At 67.7% G+C, this 16,367-nt stretch carries 12 protein-coding genes; 1 reads left to right on the plus strand and 11 read right to left on the minus strand.

What is annotated here, in order from left to right; all coding sequences use genetic code 11:
- Nucleotides 1-8 precede the first annotated feature (8 nt).
- From J3U95_RS08955 to J3U95_RS08975, 5 genes are all read right to left on the minus strand, one after another.
- A complete protein-coding gene (locus J3U95_RS08955) occupies nucleotides 9-701 on the minus strand; it encodes a response regulator (RefSeq protein ID WP_208278270.1) in 693 nt (230 codons plus the stop codon).
- Nucleotides 702-776: 75 nt separating this feature from the next.
- Nucleotides 777-5,138, minus strand: a complete 4,362-nt coding sequence (locus tag J3U95_RS08960; RefSeq protein WP_370662049.1) for a hybrid sensor histidine kinase/response regulator — start codon at nucleotides 5,136-5,138, stop codon at nucleotides 777-779.
- Nucleotides 5,139-5,230: 92 nt separating this feature from the next.
- Nucleotides 5,231-7,075, minus strand: a complete 1,845-nt coding sequence (gene ggt, locus J3U95_RS08965; RefSeq protein ID WP_229519730.1) for a gamma-glutamyltransferase — start codon at nucleotides 7,073-7,075, stop codon at nucleotides 5,231-5,233.
- A gap of 41 nt (nucleotides 7,076-7,116) precedes the next feature.
- Complete coding sequence (locus J3U95_RS08970) at nucleotides 7,117-7,875, minus strand: 3-hydroxyacyl-CoA dehydrogenase (RefSeq protein WP_208278272.1); 759 nt, start codon at nucleotides 7,873-7,875, stop codon at nucleotides 7,117-7,119.
- A 107-nt stretch (nucleotides 7,876-7,982) separates the two neighbouring features.
- Complete coding sequence (locus tag J3U95_RS08975; RefSeq protein WP_208278273.1) at nucleotides 7,983-8,498, minus strand: hypothetical protein; 516 nt, start codon at nucleotides 8,496-8,498, stop codon at nucleotides 7,983-7,985.
- 226 nt (nucleotides 8,499-8,724) lie between these two features.
- Here J3U95_RS08975 and J3U95_RS08980 point away from each other — a divergent pair, with 226 nt between their 5' ends.
- Nucleotides 8,725-11,748 (plus strand): calcium-binding protein, encoded by a 3,024-nt coding sequence (locus J3U95_RS08980; RefSeq protein WP_208278274.1) that lies wholly within the window; start codon nucleotides 8,725-8,727, stop codon nucleotides 11,746-11,748.
- Nucleotides 11,749-11,897: 149 nt separating this feature from the next.
- Here the strand turns inward: J3U95_RS08980 and adk are convergent, their stop codons facing one another.
- The 6 genes from adk to J3U95_RS09010 all read right to left on the minus strand — a co-directional run bounded on the left by adk (nucleotide 11,898) and on the right by J3U95_RS09010 (nucleotide 15,759).
- Nucleotides 11,898-12,554: an adenylate kinase gene (gene adk / locus J3U95_RS08985; RefSeq protein WP_109344388.1), complete on the minus strand. Its 657-nt coding sequence runs from the start codon at nucleotides 12,552-12,554 to the stop codon at nucleotides 11,898-11,900.
- A 184-nt stretch (nucleotides 12,555-12,738) separates the two neighbouring features.
- Entirely contained in the window at nucleotides 12,739-13,491 is a 753-nt protein-coding gene (gene kdsB, locus J3U95_RS08990) for a 3-deoxy-manno-octulosonate cytidylyltransferase (protein WP_208278275.1), read from the minus strand.
- Nucleotides 13,492-13,496: 5 nt separating this feature from the next.
- Nucleotides 13,497-13,667 carry a Trm112 family protein gene (locus J3U95_RS08995; protein WP_005669111.1) on the minus strand — a complete coding sequence of 57 codons (171 nt, stop codon included), beginning with the start codon at nucleotides 13,665-13,667 and terminating at the stop codon, nucleotides 13,497-13,499.
- Complete coding sequence (gene lpxK / locus J3U95_RS09000) at nucleotides 13,648-14,673, minus strand: tetraacyldisaccharide 4'-kinase (RefSeq protein ID WP_208278276.1); 1,026 nt, start codon at nucleotides 14,671-14,673, stop codon at nucleotides 13,648-13,650. Before lpxK ends, J3U95_RS08995 begins: the two co-directional genes overlap by 20 nt.
- A 40-nt stretch (nucleotides 14,674-14,713) precedes the next feature.
- Nucleotides 14,714-15,151, minus strand: coding sequence for an ExbD/TolR family protein (locus tag J3U95_RS09005; RefSeq protein ID WP_208278486.1), 438 nt, complete (start codon nucleotides 15,149-15,151; stop codon nucleotides 14,714-14,716).
- Nucleotides 15,151-15,759: a MotA/TolQ/ExbB proton channel family protein gene (locus J3U95_RS09010; RefSeq protein ID WP_208278277.1), complete on the minus strand. Its 609-nt coding sequence runs from the start codon at nucleotides 15,757-15,759 to the stop codon at nucleotides 15,151-15,153. Before J3U95_RS09010 ends, J3U95_RS09005 begins: the two co-directional genes overlap by 1 nt.
- Nucleotides 15,760-16,367: the final 608 nt, after the last annotated feature.

A 16,367-nucleotide genomic window follows, 5' to 3' on the forward strand; every position in this document is an offset into this window, starting at 1 on the left:
TCTTGCGCTCAGCCATGCGCTGCGCGCCCGGCCTGGCGCACGACCGCCGCGCTGGCCGTCGCCAGCGCCGCCGCCACGTCCTGCGGCGCCGGAGAACGGGTGTCGGCCACCCTGGCCAGCGCCGCGGCGGCGCCGTACAGGCCAAGCGTCTTGCAGCCTTCGCGCAGGCGGTTCAGGCGCGCCTGCGTCCCTTCGTCGCCGGGCGCCGGTTCGTGCATGGCCGCCTGCAGCTGGCGCGCCAGCCCGTCGAGATAGAGGCGTAGCCGCGCGGCGTCGATGCCGAGCCGGCGCGCGACCTCGTGCGGCGCCTCGTCCGGGGGCACGTCGTCTCCCCCGGCTGGAAACAAACGATCGAACTGCGCGCGCACGTCTTCCTGGCGGAAGGGCTTGACGATGTAGCCGCTGGCTTTCATGGCCGCCGCTTCGTCCAGCGTCGCGGCGTCGGACGCGGCCGAGACCAGCACGAAGGGCAGCGCGGCCATCGCCCCGTCCGCGCGCAGGCGCTGCAGCAGCTCGAGGCCGGACAGGTGCGGCATGCGCAGGTCGCAGAACACGATGTCGGGCCGCAGGCCGGCCTCCAGCTGGCGCCAGGCGTCGGCGCCGTCTTCCGCTTCCAGGATCGCATGGTTGCCGCAGCTGTCGACCAGATGCATCAGCATCATGCGCGCCACGATGTCGTCGTCCACTACCAGCACCTTCATTCGCCCTCCGCCTGATCGGTCAAGACCTGCATTATAGGCAGCCACGGTAGCACGGTTGCAAGATTGTCTGCACGATCAGTGCGGCGCGAAGGCATCGAGCAATGCATGCAGCTGCGGCAGGCCGGCGCGCAGGCGCTGGTGGTCGCCGGCGTCGGCCGCCGCTTCCAGTTCGCCGCACAGCATCTCCAGGCCTGGCTCCGCCAGGTGGCCGGCGCTGCCGCGCAGGCCGTGCAGGATGCGGCCGGCGGCGTCCAGGTCGTCGGACGCGACGGCCGCCGCCAGTTCGCGGCGCCGGCGCGGCAGGTCGGCGACGAAGGCGGCGCGCAGGCGCACCGCCAGCGCCTCGCCGTGCGCGGCCGGCGCGGCGGCGGCCGCAGTGGCCGATGGCACCGGTTCCGCGCTGCGGCTGGCCGCCGGTTCGTCGAAGGTCACCTCGAACATCGCGTCCAGCGCCGCCATCGCCTGCGCGCGGCTGTCCTGCGTCCCCTGCGCCGGCATCGGCTCGAGCGGCACGCCGCGCTGCAGCTGGCGCTCGATCGCGCGCGCCAGCTGGACATGCAGCGCCGCCTCGTCGATCGGCTTGGTCAGGAAGGCGTCCATCCCGCAGGCCAGGTAGCGCGTGCGGTCCTCGTCGGTGGCGTTGGCGGTGAGCGCCACGATCATCAGGTGCGGATCGATCACGGGCGCGTCCTGCGGGCCGCCGGCGCGGATCAGGCGGGTGGCATTGGCGCCGTCCATCTCGGGCATGCGGCCGTCCATCAGGACCAGGTCGTAGCGCTTGCGGGCGCAGGCGGCGACCGCTTCCACGCCATTGTCGACGATGTCGATCGCGTGGCCCATCTCCTCGACCATCAGGCGCGCGATGATCTGGTTGGTCGGGAAGTCCTCGGCGCACAGGATCCGCAGCCGATGGCTGTGCGGCGCGCGCGGCGCATGCTCCACGTGGGCCGGCTCGACGCCGTCCGGCAGCGGCAGCAGCACGCTGAACACGCTGCCCTTGCCTTCCTGGCTGTTGACGCCGATGGCGCCCCCCATCAGCTCCACCAGCTGGCGGCAGATCGCCAGGCCCAGGCCGGTGCCGCCGTAGCGGCGCGTGGTGGTGGTGTCGGCCTGCTCGAACTTCTGGAACAGGCGCGGCAGCGCGTCGGACGGGATGCCGATGCCGGTGTCGCGCACCGTGAAGCGGATCATGTGCATGCCCGGCGGGCGATCCTGGTCGTCGGGCCGGCATTCGACCTGCACCGTCACGCTGCCCGACCTGGTGAACTTGAAGGCATTCCCGATGAGGTTCACCAGCACCTGGCGCACGCGGGTCGGGTCGCCCACCAGGAAGCGCGGCACGTTGTCGTCGACCTGGACCGAGAAGTCCAGGCTGTGGCCCGCGGCCTGCTCCTGGAACAGGCTGGCCACGTTGCGCATCTTCTCGTGCAGGTCGAAGTCGATGCGCTCGACGGTCAGCTTGCCGGCCTCGATCTTCGAGAAGTCGAGCAGGTCGTTGATGATCGCCAGCAGCGCCTCGGCATTGGCCTGGCCGCGCAGGATCTGCTCGCGCGTATTGTCCCTGAGCGCCGCGTCGCGCAGCGCGAAGCCCAGCATGCCGATCACGCCGGCCAGCGGGGTGCGCATCTCGTGGCTCATATTGGCCAGGAATTCGGACTTCTGGCGCGTCGCGTCCTCGGCGCGCTCCTTGGCCTGGCGCAGGACTTCCTCGTTCTCCTGCAGCGCGCGATAGGCGCGCGCCAGCTCGTTGCTCTGGTGGCGTCCGCGCCGCTCCTGCTCGCGCAATTCCTGCGTCTGCTGCTCGAGCATGCGGTTCTGCTGCTCCACCTGCTCGGTGCGCGCGCTCACCTGGTGTTCCAGGCGCTCCTTGTGGCGGCGCAGGCTCGACAGGCGTACGCGCAGGCCCACGTAGACGGCGCTGCACACCAGCACGATCATGGCGATCCGGGCCCACGGCGTGCCCCACGGCGGCGGCTCGATGGTCAGCGCCAGCGCCGCCACGTCCTCGCTCCAGACGTCGTCCTTGTTGGCCGCGCGCACCCGGAACACATAGGTCCCTGGATCGAGGTTGGTATAGGTGGCGAAGCGCTGGTCGGCGCCGGCGTTCACCCAGCCCTTGTCGAAGCCGTCGAGCCGGTAGGCGAACTTGTTGCGCTCGGGCGCGGCGAAGTGCAGCGCCGCGAATTCGACCGTGAGCACGGCGGCGTCGGCCGGCAGGGTCACGGCGCTGGCGTTCTCGATCGGTCCCGGCAGCAGGCCCGGGAAAGCCTGCTCGAGGGGGCGGTTGTAGACCTGCAGCCCGGTGATCACGGGCTTCGGCGCGATGCGGTTGTCGCGGATCGCGCGCGGGTCGAAGGCGGTGATGCCGTTGAAGCCGCCGAAATACAGGGTTCCGTCGGCCGTGCGCAACACCGAGGCGTCGAAGAAGGCGCCCTCGGTGATGCCGTCGGCCGCCGTATAGCTGCGCCAGCGCCCGCTGGCCGGATCGAAGCTCGAGATGCCGCTCGAGGTGCTGGCCCAGATGCGGCCGTCCTGGTCTTCCACGATCGCCGCCACGGAATCGTCGACCAGGCCGTCGTGCGTGGTGTAGCGGGTGAAGCTGAGCGCGCCGTCGCGCCCCGTCACCATGCGGTTCAGGCCCACCGCGGTGCCGATCCAGATGTCGCCGCGGCTGTCTTCCATCAGGTGGTGCACCTCGTCGTGGCTGATGCTGTTCGGGTCGTAGGGATCGTGCCTGAAGTGGCGGAACCGGCCGCTGGCGCGGTCCAGCAGGTCGAGGCCGGCGAAGGTGCCGACCCAGAAGCGGCCGTGCCGGTCTTCCAGCATCGGCCGCGCGATGTCGTCCGACAGGCTGGTGAATTTCGACGGATCGTGGCGGTAGCTGGTGACGGCGCGCGTGACCGGATCGAGCCGGTGCATGCCGCCGCGGGTCGTGATCCAGATCGCGCCGGCGCGGTCGAGCAGCATCGAGCGCACGTTGTTGGCGTCGGCGTCGCCCGGCAGCACCTGGCGCTGGAAGCGGCGCGTGCGGGGATCGAAGGAGGTGATGCCGGAGCGGCTGCCGATCCACAGCAGGCCGGCGCCGTCGCGCACGAGGGCCGCCGCCGGCACGTCGATCAGGCTGTTGGTGTCGTCCTTGCGGTGCCGGAACACCTCGGCCTTGCCGGTGCGCGGATCGAAGTGGTGCAAGGCGGTGGCCGAGCCGACCCACAGCCGCTGCCCGTCTTCCAGCAATGCGCGCACCTTGTTGTCCGCCAGTGAATCTTCGACGCCGGGCCGCGCGTTCAGGCGCGCGAAGCCGCCGCTGCCCAGGTCGACGCGCGAGACGCCGCCATACCAGGTGCCGGCCCAGAAGGTGCCGACCCGGTCGCGGTACAGGGCCGAGACGTAGTTGTCGACCAGGCTGTGGCGGTCGGTGACGACGTTGCGGAAGGCGTCGAAGCGCTCGCCCCCGGCGCGCCAGCGCAGCAGGCCGTCGTCGTGGGTGCCGGCCCACACCGTGCCGTCGGGATCCTGGTACAGCGTGGTGACCCAGGAGTCCTTGACGCCGTCCGCCGGCCCGAAGCGGCGCAGGTTTCCAGCTTCCGGCCCGCGCAGTTCGCGCCGTTCCAGCCCGCCGTAGCGGCCGATCCAGAGCCGCTGGCCGGCGTCGACCAGCAGCGAGTGCACCGGCCGCGCACGCAGGTCCAGCGTCGATGGATGGTGCTCGACCGTCCGGCGGTCGGGGGCCAGGCTGTCCAGGCCCGCCGCGTTGCCGATCCACAGCCGCCCGTCGGCATCGAGCGCCAACGCCTGGATGCCGTCGTCGCGCAGGGTGCGCTCGTCGTTCGGCACGTGGTGCCAGACGGTGAACTTGCCGGTCTCGAGGTCGAAGTGCTGCAGGCCGTCGGCGGTGCCGATCCACAGCCCGTCGCGGCCATCGCCGATCATGGTCTTGATCTGGCGGTTGCCGGTGCCGCGCCGGGTGGGCTCGTGCGGCGCGTACAGGGTAAAGCTGCGGGTGGCCGGATCGTAGCGATTCAGGCCACCGTCGGTACCCAGCCACATGCGGCCGTGGCGGTCCAGGTGCAGCACCCGCACCCAGTTGCTGGACAGGCTGCGCGGATTGCCGATCTCGCTGCGGTAGTGCACGAAGCGGTAGCCGTCATAGCGCGACAGGCCAGACTGGGTGCCGAACCACATGAAGCCGTCGCGGTCCTGGACGATGGACAGGACCGATTCCTGGGCCAGGCCCTGCTGCACCGACAGGTGCTCGAAGCGCAAGGTCGGCTCGGGCGCGGCCGCCGCCGCCGGCGTTGTCAGCGCGGCAAGGGCCAGCACCAGGGGCAGGAACAGGAAAACGACGAAGCGCGAGATCGCATGCAGGACCCCGGCCTGGCAGGCGGCGCGCGCTTTTTCCCCTGTCAGGATCGATCCGTTTTTCTGTTTGCTATCCACGGCGACAGGGTAGCAAACTCTGCTTGTCTTGAGGCAAATATGGGGCCGGGAACGCGACAAATTGTCTTCGTTTGTCGCTTCCCGGCCGATTTTCAGTCGCCTTTGGCGATACCCTCGCGGCGCGGGTCGGCGCCGCCGAACCACATCGGCACCCCATGCACCCGGATCCGCTCGATGCCGTGCAGGCCCGAGGTCTGCTCGCTTACCCGGATCGCATGGCCGCGCGCGCGCAGCAGGTCTTGCGTGGCTTGCGGGAAGCGCCCGCGTTCCAGCTCGGTGGGTCCGTTGCGGCTGCCGAAATTGGGCAGCGCGATCGCCTGCTGCACGTTCAGGCCCCAGTCCAGGGTCCCGACCAGCACCTTGGCCACGTAGTTGATGATGGCCGGGCCGCCCGGCGAGCCGACCGTGAGCACCAGCTTGCCGCTGTCCTTCTCGAACACGATGGTGGGCGACATGGCGCTTCTTGGCCGCTTGTTGGCCTCGACCCGGTTCGCCACCGGGCCGTCGGCGTCACGCGCGCTGAACGAAAAGTCGGTCAGCTGGTTGTTGAGCATGAAGCCGTCGACCATCTGGCGCGAACCGAACGCATCCTCGATGGTGGTCGTCATCGCCAGGCCGCGGCCCTCGGCGTCGACCACCGACAGGTGCGAGGTCGACGGCGTCTCGATCGCATTGTCCGTGCCCCAGGCGACTTCCATGCCCGGCGGCGTGCCGGCCTTCGCCTCGCCCATCGAGCGGGCGCCGACCAGGCTGGCGCGCGCTTTCAGGTAACCCTTGTCGATCAGGCTCGGGATGCCGCGCCCCGGCAGCGGCACGAAGTCGGCGTCGGCCGCGTAGCGGTTGCGGTCGGCATAGGCCAGGCGGCCCACTTCCGAGAACACGTGCACCGCTTCGGCGCCGGGCACGCCGTCTTTTGGGGCCAGCGCCTTCATGTCGAAGGTCTCGAACATCCCCAGCATCTGGGCCACCGCGATTCCGCCCGACGACGGCGGCGGCATGCCGCACACGGTGTATTGCCGATAGTCGCTGCAGACCGGCGTGCGCACCTTGGGCCGGTAGTCGGCGATGTCCTTGGCGCTCAAGAGGCCGGGATTGGTCGGGTGGCTGGCGACCTTGGCCGCGATGTCGCGCGCGATGCGGCCGGTATAGAACACGTCGGCGCCGCCGTCGGCGATCTCGCGCAGGGTCTTGGCCAGCGCCGGGTTCTTCAGCACATGGCCGACCGGCCACGCCTCGCCGTTCCGGTCGTAGAAGTAAGCGGCCGCCACCGGATCCTTGCGCAGGTGGGTCTCGCCGGCCAGCATCTTGTGCATGCGCGGGCTGACCGCGAAGCCCTGCTCGGACAACAGGATCGCCGGCTCGAACAAGGCCTTCCAGGGCAGCTTGCCATGCTGGCGGTGCGCCAGTTCGAGCATGCGCAGCACGCCAGGGGCGCCGACCGAACGGCCGCCGACCACGCCTTCGGTGCGCGACAGCGGGGTGCCGTCCGGGCGTTCGAACAGGTGCTCGTCGGCTTTGGCGGGCGCGGTCTCGCGGCCGTCGAAGGCCTGGGTCTGTTTGCCGTCGTAGTGGACCATGAAGGCGCCGCCGCCGATGCCCGACGATTGCGGCTCGACCAGGGTCAGCACCAGCTGGGTGGCGATCGCCGCGTCGATCGCGCTGCCGCCACGGCGCAGGATCTGGTAGCCGGCCTCCACCGCCAGCGGATTGGCCGCGGCCACCATGTATTTCTGCGCCGGCCAGCCGGTTTTTTCGGCATAGCCGCTGGCCGCTTCGGGCGCGGCCTGCAGCGAATCCTGGGCCAGGACAGGATGGGTAAGGACTCCGGCCAGGACCAGGCCGAGTGCGAGCGAGCTGAGTTGTTTCAAACGATTCTCCCAAAAGCAAACGGGCGCGCCGCCGCACGACAGCGGCAACGCGCCCGGGACCGCAGACATGCTACCTCATGTCGCGCCGGCTTGCTTTCAGGACAAGAACTTTACTTCGGCTGCATGCGGATCGCGCCGTCCAGGCGGATCGTCTCGCCGTTGAGCATCACGTTCTCGATGATGGCCTTGGCCAGGTGGGCATACTCCTTCGGCATGCCGAGGCGCGGCGGGAACGGCACCATCTTGCCCAGCGAATCGCGCACTTCCTGCGGCATGTTCATCAGCATCGGGGTCTCGAAGATGCCCGGCGCAATGGTCATCACGCGGATGCCGTTGCGCGCCAGGTCGCGCGCCATCGGCAGGGTCAGGCCGGCCACGGCCGCCTTGGATGAGCCGTAAGCAGCCTGCCCCATCTGGCCGTCGTAGGCCGCGACCGAGGCAGTGTTAATGATGACGCCGCGCTCGCCGTATTCGGCTTCTTCGGTCTTGGCTATCGCTTCGGCCGCCAGGCGCGCCATATTGAAGGTGCCGACCAGGTTGATGTTCACGGCGCGCTGGAACACGTCCAGCGGGTGCGGTCCGTCCTTGCCGACGGTCTTGACGGCCGGCGCCACGCCGGCGCAGTTGACCAGGCCGCGCAGGGTGCCGAGCGCCACGGCGGCCTCGATGACGGCCTTGCCGTCCGCTTCCTGGGTGACGTCGCAGCGGACGAACTGGCCGCCAAGTTCAGCCGCCAGCGCGCGGCCGGCCTCTTCCTGGACGTCGGCGATCACGACTTTCGCGCCGCTCTCCGCCAGCATGCGCGCGGTGGCCGCGCCCAGGCCCGAGGCGCCGCCGGTGACGATGAAGACGTTGTTCTGGATGTGCATGGTGATGTCCCTTTATAAAAATTCTGGTGCCGCTTATTAACGTTTACGTTAACGTCAATCGGCATTGTAGCGAACTTTTATGAGTGACCACCACCTTGCCGCTCAGTTCAGAAGCACTGCATGGTGTTGCCGGTGCGGTTGCACAGGCGGCCTTCGCTGTTGACGCTGGCGTTGCCGACCTGGCCGGCCGTGGTGGCGCCGCTGGCGTCGGTGCAGGTGGCGCCGGTGCAGGCGCTGACCGGACGCGAGCTCGGGCCGACCGGGGCCGGCGCAACAGTCGGTGTCGGCGACGGCGTGACGCGCGCGCTTGGCGGCACCGCCTGGCTGTCCTGCGGACGCGGCATCGGCGACGGCTGCGGACGCACGTTCTGCGGCGCCGGATGGGTGGCGGGATCGATGTCCTTCAGGCGCGACGGCTCCTGGCGGCCGGTGGCCTTTTCTTCCTGGGTCATGGGACGCATGTCGATCGTCGGGGCCGGAGCCGTGGCCTGCTGGCCGTCGAGCGAGGGGCGATAAGTCGCGCCGGTGGCCGGCTGGCCCTGGGTGGTGCCGGTGGTCTGAGCGCCGGCGGCGAAGGCGGTGGCTGCGAGCAGGACGGCAAGGATGGCTTTCGACTTGTGCATGATGGACCTCTCTCCGCTTTTCATTGATCGATGACCTATTATCGTCTTGCCAACCCTGCGCACGGCAGGCGGGAAACAATTTCTCACATAATCTTGGAAAAAGATGGTTACATAGTGCCCGGCACCAAAAATTGCTTGCCCGACGGCAGCCAATATGCCAACAATGCGCATTGCATAGTGTCAATATTGCTGAACGCACTCTTCCCTCCACTTTCGACCAGAGCCAATGATGAACACGTCCGCCGCCAGCACGCATGATGCGATCGTCCAATCCTTCTATTTCGCCTTCTACGGCCGCCCCGCCGATCCGGCCGGCCTCGCGTTCTGGTCGCAGCAGGTCGAGGCCGCGGGCGGACAGCTGGCCGGCATCGCCGCCGCCTTCGCGCGCTCCGAGGAAGCCTTGATCCGCTTCGGCGACGCGCCACTGGCCGTGCGCATCACCGACATCTACCAGGCCATGTTCAGCCGGGCGCCGGATACGGATGGCCTGCGCTACTGGATCGGTGTCGTCGACGGTGGACAGGCGTCGCTGGCCGACGTCTCGCTCGCCATCCTGCAGGGCGCCCAGGGCAGCGACCTGGCCCTGGCCACGCTGCGGCTGGAGGCGGCGACGCTGTTCACGGCGCGGGTCGAGGCCACCGGCAGCGATTACCAGGGCTACGCCGCAATCGAGGCCGGACGGGTGATGCTGCGTGGCGTCACCCCGGATGCCGGCGCGGACGAGCTGTCCGCGCTGGTGGAGTCGGCGCTGGTCTTCGCCGACGTGGTCAGCGACCATCCGGCCGTGATGGAAGCGCTGGCGCCGAAGCTTCCCGTGCTGACGCTGTTCGAAGGCGGCCGTGGCGCGGCCGACCCGGCGCTGATGGCCGAAGCCCTCGGCGTCGTCGCCCAGGCGGCGGCCACTGAGCCGGCCGCCATGCGCAAGCTGCTGCGCGAAGGCGGCATGGCCGAGTTGCTGGACGAACTGCCGGCCGGCTTCGGCCTGCAGGCGCTGATCGACACGGTCAAAGCTGGCGGCCTGGCGAGCCTGGTCGGGCTGGCCTTCCCGCCCGCGGAGCCACCTCCGGCCCCCGAGCCCGAGCCCGAGCCCGAACCGGAACCGGAGCCAGAGCCGCCCACCCTGACCGCCGTCACCTACGGCCCGAGCGACGGCCACCTGGCCATCGGCGAAGCGATCACGCTCAGGCTGGTGTTCGACAAGAACGTGAGCGCCGACCCCGGCACGGTCCTGGCGCTGAACAACCTCGGCAGCGCCAGCTATCAGAGCGGCAACGGCAGCAATACCCTCGTCTTCCGCTACGTAGTGCAAGCGGGCGAGAGCGTCGCCGACCTGGCCCTGGCCGCCAGCGGCGCACTGGTCGGCGGCATCGTCGACGCCGACGGCCTGGCCCTGCCCGCCGCCAGTCTCGATGGCATCGATCCGGCCGGCGTGGTGATCGTCGACGGCGTCCAGACCAGCGTCTCGATCTCGGCCGGCGTGGATGGCTTGCGCGTCACCGCCAACAAGCCCGGCGACGTGCTGATCGAGGCAGCGGGCGGCACCCTCTTCCTGGCCCATGCGGGCAACGGCGCCGATCCGGTCGACGCCGTGATCGGACCGCTGTCCGGCGGCGAGCTGACCGGCACCGTGGTCGTGCGCTCGCCGAGCGGGAACGTCGGCAGCGAAGCGAACGGCATCGTGGTCGCGATCGGATCGAGCGACAGCCAAAACCTGGCCGGCCAGTACGTCTGGGGCCATGGCGGCGACGACGTCATCGACGGCACCGCCGGCGCCGACAGGCTGTTCGGCGGCGACGGCGACGACACGATCCGGGCCGGCGCCGGGGCCGACGTCGTATACGGCGGGCGCGGCGGCGACACCATCGACCTGGGCGCGGACAACGACGTCGACCGCCTGGTGTATGGCGCCGGCGAGTTCGACGACGGCCAGCCCCGGTTCGAGGACGGCGACACGACCGCCCACATCGACAAGGTCGACCATCTCGGCATTGGCGACATCATCGACCTGGGCCGCCCGTTCGGCGGGGCGCCGGTTGCGCGCGACACCTATCTGAGCGGCCTGGATGACAATGAATATGCGCTGGTGCGCGGCTCGGCGAGTGGCGGGCGCTTCGTACAGGGCGATAGCGCCGCGGACGACGACTTCATGCTGCAGTGGAGTACCGACGGCGTGGTGGGCAGCACGATCCTGCGCGACATCGGCAGCCGGGCCAATTTCATCATCGACCGCGCCGCCGGGACCCTGACCCTGGCCGCGCCGGCGCCAGCGATGTCACTGGTGAGCTCGATCTCGTACTCGTCGCTGCTCGGGGACATCATCACCGCAACCTTCGAATCCTTGCCCGACCCGGTCACGCACACCCCCGGCAGCGCGACCGGCCTGGCCAACCGCAACGGCTTCTCCTTGTTGAACTACCGTGAATTTTCCCCGCTGCCGACCGACCCAGGCCACGTCGCCGCGCCCGGATTCGGCCTGCGCGACAACGTCCTCTCGCTCAACGGGCCGCTCGCCTCGAACCTGTACTCGATGTTCTGGACCAACGACACCTTCGACACCACGGCGGGCTACCTCGCGACCGGCCAGGTCTTTTTTGCGGGCGGCCATAACAACGGCTTCGACAACGACGGTTTCGCGGTCGTCACCATGCGCACGATGTCCGGCAACACGACCTTCACCGACGCGGTCCCGTGGGCCATTTTCGGCCACGCCTCCGGCTCGGCGAGCCTCGTCACGGGAAGCGGCAACGACGTCGTGCTGAGCAAGGGCGGGGCGCTGACGATCGTCTACGCCGGCATCGATGCCGGCGCCGAAGATCTGATCCTGGACTTCGATCCGGCCAAGGACTTCATCGGGCTCGCCGGCGACCTGCGCGATGCCGTCGACGACAACGGCAATGGCCTCGACTGGATGGGCGGCAGCGGCGGGCGGCTGGTGGTCGGCGCCAGCGTCGACGCGGTGCAGGTGACGCTGGACGGCTCCGCGGCCGTCGTCTCGAGCGCGCCGTCGCTGCTGCAGCAGACGCTGGACACGCTCAACGCCGCGCTGGACGTCAGCCAGCTGGCCCGCGGCGGCGACATCCTGATCCTGGCCCGGCACGCCGAGCACACCGGTAGCGCCGCCATGCTCTACTTCCGAGCGGAGGATGACAATGGCGTCATCGACGCCGACGAGATCACCTTCATCGCCACCTTCAACGGCGGCGCGCCGTCCTTCGTCGACATCCAGCTGGTGGGGATGCCGGCGCCTTGATGGCGCGGATGATTTACGCCGGCCCAAAAACGGTCGTTCCCGCGGAGGCGGGAACCTAAGTTGCTTGCGTTATCGCGACGCTTGAAACTTGGGTTCCCGCCTGCGCGGGAACGACGGGTTACTGCTAACTTACTTTGTGCTTGCTACGCTTATTCGGACAGCGCGGCGAACGCGTTGTCGCGCACCTGCTCGACCGGGCCGACGCCCGAGATCTTGCGGTATTTCGGCGCGCCCGGCAGGCCCGACTCGGCCCACTTGCCGTAGTAGCCCAGCAGCACTTCGGTCTGGTTGTGATAGACCTCCAGGCGCTTCGACACGGTCTCGGCCTTGTCGTCGTCGCGCTGGATCAGCGGCTCGCCGGTGACGTCGTCGACGCCTTCGACCTTCGGCGGGTTGAACTTGACGTGGTACACGCGGCCCGAGGCCGGATGCGAGCGGCGGCCGGTCATGCGGTCGAGGATCATTTCGTCAGGCACGTCGATCTCGAGCACGTAGTCGATGGTGACGCCGCTGTCCTTCATCGCCTCGGCCTGGGCGATGGTGCGCGGGAAGCCGTCGAACAGATAGCCGTTGGCGCAGTCCGCATCCTTCAGGCGCTCCTTGACCAGGCCGATGATGATGTCGTCCGACACCAGTTGGCCGGCATCCATCACCTTTTTCGCAGCCAGGCCCAGTTCGGTGCCCGCCTTGATCGCGGCGCGCAGCATGTCGCCGGTCGAGATTTGCGGGATGTTGAACTTTTCCTTGATGAAGTTTGCCTGGGTGCCCTTACCGGCACCGGGTGCTCCTAACAGAATGAGACGCATGAGTTTCCTGAGATTCTAGAAAATAATGAAAATTGCTGGGGATTGTATAAATTATGTTTGCTGTTGCCAAGCCTTCTTGACACGGAAGTTACCACAAAAGTTGGCTTTCAAGCCAGTTTTGGGGCCCAGCGACCAGGATTATTGATCCCGCGCAGACGGCCCCATCATTACTCAGCGGTTTACATCAAGACGGATAATGCAGGCGTACCCGCGCGAGGTCGTCCGGCGTGTCGACGCCGCCGGGTGGCGCCTCTTGCGTGACATGCACGGCGATCGGGTAGCCGTGCCACAGCACGCGCAGCTGTTCGAGCGCCTCGATGCCCTCGAGCGGAGAGACCTCCAGCTTTGGGTAGGCTTGCAGGAAGGCGTTGCTGTAGGCGTAGAGGCCGACGTGGCGCAGTGGCGCATAGCCGAGCGGCAGGGAGTCCTGGGTGGCCGCGAAGGCGTCGCGGTGCCAGGGAATGGTGGCGCGCGAGAAGTACAGCGCGCGCCCAAGCTTGTCGAGCACCACCTTGACGATGTTCGGGTTGAAGACCTCGGCTGCGTCCAGGATCGGATGCGCGCAGGTGGCCATCGGCGTGTTGGCGTCGATGCGGGCGGCGCAGGCCGCGAGCAATGCTGGATCGATCAGCGGTTCGTCGCCCTGCAGGTTGACCACGACTTCGTCCTCGCCCAGGCCGAGCACCTGCGCCACTTCGGCGATGCGGTCGGTGCCGGACGGGTGGTCGGCGCGGGTGAGCACCGCGCTCACGCCATGCGCGGCGCAGGCGGCGGCGATGTCTTCATGGTCGGTGGCGACGATGATGCGCGCCGCGCCGGATTCGCGCGCGCGTTCGGCCACGCGCACCACCATGGGCTTGCCGCCCAGGTCGGCCAGCGGCTTGTTCGGCAGGCGGGTCGACGCCAGGCGCGCCGGGATGATGACGGTGAAGCTCATGTCACTCAGGCGGGTTCGATCTTGCGCGCCTGGTCGGCCCACATGATCGGGATGCCGTCGCGGATCGGGTATGCAAGGCGGTCGGCGCGGCAGGTCAGCTCCTGCGCCTTTTTGTCGAGTTCAAGCGGTCCCTTGCACAACGGGCAGACCAGGATATCAAGCAAGCGAGCGTCCACGACATTTCTCCACGATTTGTTCGGCCAGGCGCGCGTCGAGCTGCGCCGTGACCGGCACGACCCACAGGCGTGGATCGTTCTTCAGATGATCAATTTGCCGACATTTTACTGCATCCTTCTCGGTGATCAGGATGACATCGGCATCGACCCCGGCAAACGGGTCGTCCATGAAGTCGTGATGGTCGGGCAAAGGCAGCTCGCCGACCGTCAGGCCGGCCGCGCGCAGCATGGCGAAGAAGCGTCCCGGATTGCCGATGCCGGCGGCGGCCACGATGCGTTTTTCACTTAATTGTGCCAGCGGCAGCTGCGGTCCGCCTCGCAGCGGCTCGGCGAACTCACCCGCCAGGTGCATGCGCCATGGTTGTCCGCCGACCGCCTGGGCCAGGGCGGGCGTGATCTCGGGCGCATTGACGACCGTGAAGTCACGCCGGCGCGACGGCGGCTCGCGCAAGGGACCGGCCGGCAACAGCCAGCCATTGCCGACTCCGCGGCCGTCGAACAGGACGATCTCGACGTCGCGCGCCAGCGCGTAGTGCTGCAGGCCGTCGTCGGCGATCAGCACGTCGACCCCGGGATGCGCCTGCAGCAGCGCCCTGCCCGCCTCCACGCGGCGGCGGCCGACCACGACCGGGCATCCGGCGCGCGCCGCGATCAGCAGCGGTTCGTCGCCCACGGCGCGCGGATCGGACTGCGGGGTGACCTCGAGCGCCGCGCCTTCCTGGCCGCCATGACCGCGCGAGATCACCCCGGGATTCAGGCCGGCCGCGCGCAGGCTCTCGACCAGCCAGATCGTCAGCGGCGTCTTGCCGGTACCGCCGATAAAGATATTGCCGACCACGATGACCGGCACCGGCAGGCGCTCGGCCTTTTTCAAGCCGGTGCGAAACAGCAGCCTGCGCAGGCCGGCGAGCAGGCGAAACAGCAACGCCAGCGGCAGGAGCAGCAATGCCAGCGGCCCGCGCCGTAGCCAGGCGCGGGTCAGGGTCGATTCGAGTCGGGAAGCCATGCGGGAAGAAAAACGGCGCGCGGCGTGCGCGCCTTGGGGATTATTTGGCGGCGCCGGTCTGGGCCGCGAAGGTCAGCTTGTCATAGCCGGCCACGCGCGCCGCTTCCAGCACGTTGATCACCATCTGGTGCATCGCGAACTGGTCGGCGTTGACGATGATCACCGGGCTGGCCACCACCTGGCCGTCGGGCGTGCGCGCGGCGTTCTTCATGTCCTGGGCCAGGCCGGCCACGCTGGTGAAGGCCACCGGCGTGTTGTTGACCGTGTAGTTGCCCTTGGCATCGACCGTCACATTGATCTCGAACGGCTTTTCCGCCTGCTTCTCGGCCTCGGCGGTCGGCAGCGTGATCTGCAGCTCGGTGAACTTGCTGTAGGTGGTCGAGACCATCAGGAAGATCAGGACCACCAGCAGCACATCGATGAACGGGATCAGGTTGATCTCCGGCTCTTCGCGCTTGCGGCCGCGGCGAAAGTCCATCATTTGCGGGCACCGTGAACGACGTCGACCAGCTTCACCGCCTGCAGTTCCATCTCGACGACATAGGTGTCGACCAGGTTGCGGAAGTGGCGGTAGAAGACCAGGGCCGGCATCGCGATCGCCAGGCCGAAGCCGGTGTTGTACAGCGCCACCGAGATGCCGTGCGCCAGCTGGGCCGGGTTGTTGCCGCCGGTCGGGGTCGAGGCGCCGAAGATCTCGATCATGCCGACCACCGTGCCGAACAGCCCCATCAGCGGCGCCAGCGAGGCGATGGTGCCGAGCGTGGTGAGGAAACGTTCCAGGTTCTGGGCCACGCCCCGGCCGGACTCCTCGATCGATTCCTTCATCACGTCGCGCGGAGCGTCGACGTTGCGCAGCGCCGCGGCCAGCACGGTGCCGAGCGGCGAGTTCTGTTCCAGCTTGTCCACCACGTCGGGCGTCACCTTGCCGCTGCGGTAGACGCGGATGACTTCATCGAGCAGGTTGCGGGGCAGGATCTTCTCGCGGCGCAGGGTGATCAGGCGTTCGACGATGAGGGCGACGGCAACGATCGACGCAACCAGCAGGAACCAGATGGGCCAGCCTGCGGCTTGAAAAATGGCGAGCAAGAGATACTCCTGAGAGGAAAAAGGTCAATTCGGCAATGTAGCAAGTTGGCAGCAAAGCGGCAAGTAGAGTTCTTCACAACTTCTGTGGATAAAATTGTGCGCAATGGCCGGGAGGTGGAACAAGTACCTTGATTTGTAAGGGCTTTCTGCGCCTGCGCAAGAAAATGGCAGTCTCATGACTTGCCTCAACCGGGCGCTGGCCCAGGTATTTGCCCACTGGAATGCTGTAGTTGCGAACAAATTCTGTGGACAAAATTGTGCGCAAGGCTTACCGGACTCAGCTAAGTGACTGATTCTTTGGATTTAAATTGTTGAGCCTAAATTCCGGGCAGCGGAACCGTGCTGTACTTCGTCTTCGCTTGTGTGGGGTTCCGCACACTTTTTGTGGACAAAAGTGTGAGCAATGAGCACTTTATGACAGTAAGCCTTTGATTTACCTCAATAAATGATCGCTGCTTAAAATATTAGCACACGGCATTTTTTGCCAACAAACTGTGCCCGGAAGGCGGTTTCTGCCTCGTTTGTTTGGCCTGAGAGACGCTCGTGCATACATTATTCGCCATGTGCACAATTTTTGTGGATAAGAATGTGAGGAAGGTCGAACTTTA

The sequence above is a fragment of the Massilia oculi genome (assembly GCF_017582745.1).
GTDB classification, from domain to species: Bacteria; Pseudomonadota; Gammaproteobacteria; order Burkholderiales; family Burkholderiaceae_D; genus Telluria; species Telluria oculi_A.

Excerpts from the sequence above, each read along its gene's own strand:
- J3U95_RS08955 (WP_208278270.1), bottom strand. The coding sequence starts at position 701 with ATGAAGGTGCTGGTAGTGGACGACGACATCGTGGCGCGCATGATGCTG.
- ggt (WP_229519730.1), bottom strand. The coding sequence starts at position 7,075 with ATGTCTGCGGTCCCGGGCGCGTTGCCGCTGTCGTGCGGCGGCGCGCCC.
- J3U95_RS08970 (WP_208278272.1), bottom strand. The coding sequence starts at position 7,875 with ATGCACATCCAGAACAACGTCTTCATCGTCACCGGCGGCGCCTCGGGC.
- J3U95_RS08975 (WP_208278273.1), bottom strand. The coding sequence starts at position 8,498 with ATGCACAAGTCGAAAGCCATCCTTGCCGTCCTGCTCGCAGCCACCGCC.
- J3U95_RS08980 (WP_208278274.1), top strand. The coding sequence starts at position 8,725 with ATGATGAACACGTCCGCCGCCAGCACGCATGATGCGATCGTCCAATCC.
- adk (WP_109344388.1), bottom strand. The coding sequence starts at position 12,554 with ATGCGTCTCATTCTGTTAGGAGCACCCGGTGCCGGTAAGGGCACCCAG.
- kdsB (WP_208278275.1), bottom strand. The coding sequence starts at position 13,491 with ATGAGCTTCACCGTCATCATCCCGGCGCGCCTGGCGTCGACCCGCCTG.
- lpxK (WP_208278276.1), bottom strand. The coding sequence starts at position 14,673 with ATGGCTTCCCGACTCGAATCGACCCTGACCCGCGCCTGGCTACGGCGC.
- J3U95_RS09005 (WP_208278486.1), bottom strand. The coding sequence starts at position 15,151 with ATGGACTTTCGCCGCGGCCGCAAGCGCGAAGAGCCGGAGATCAACCTG.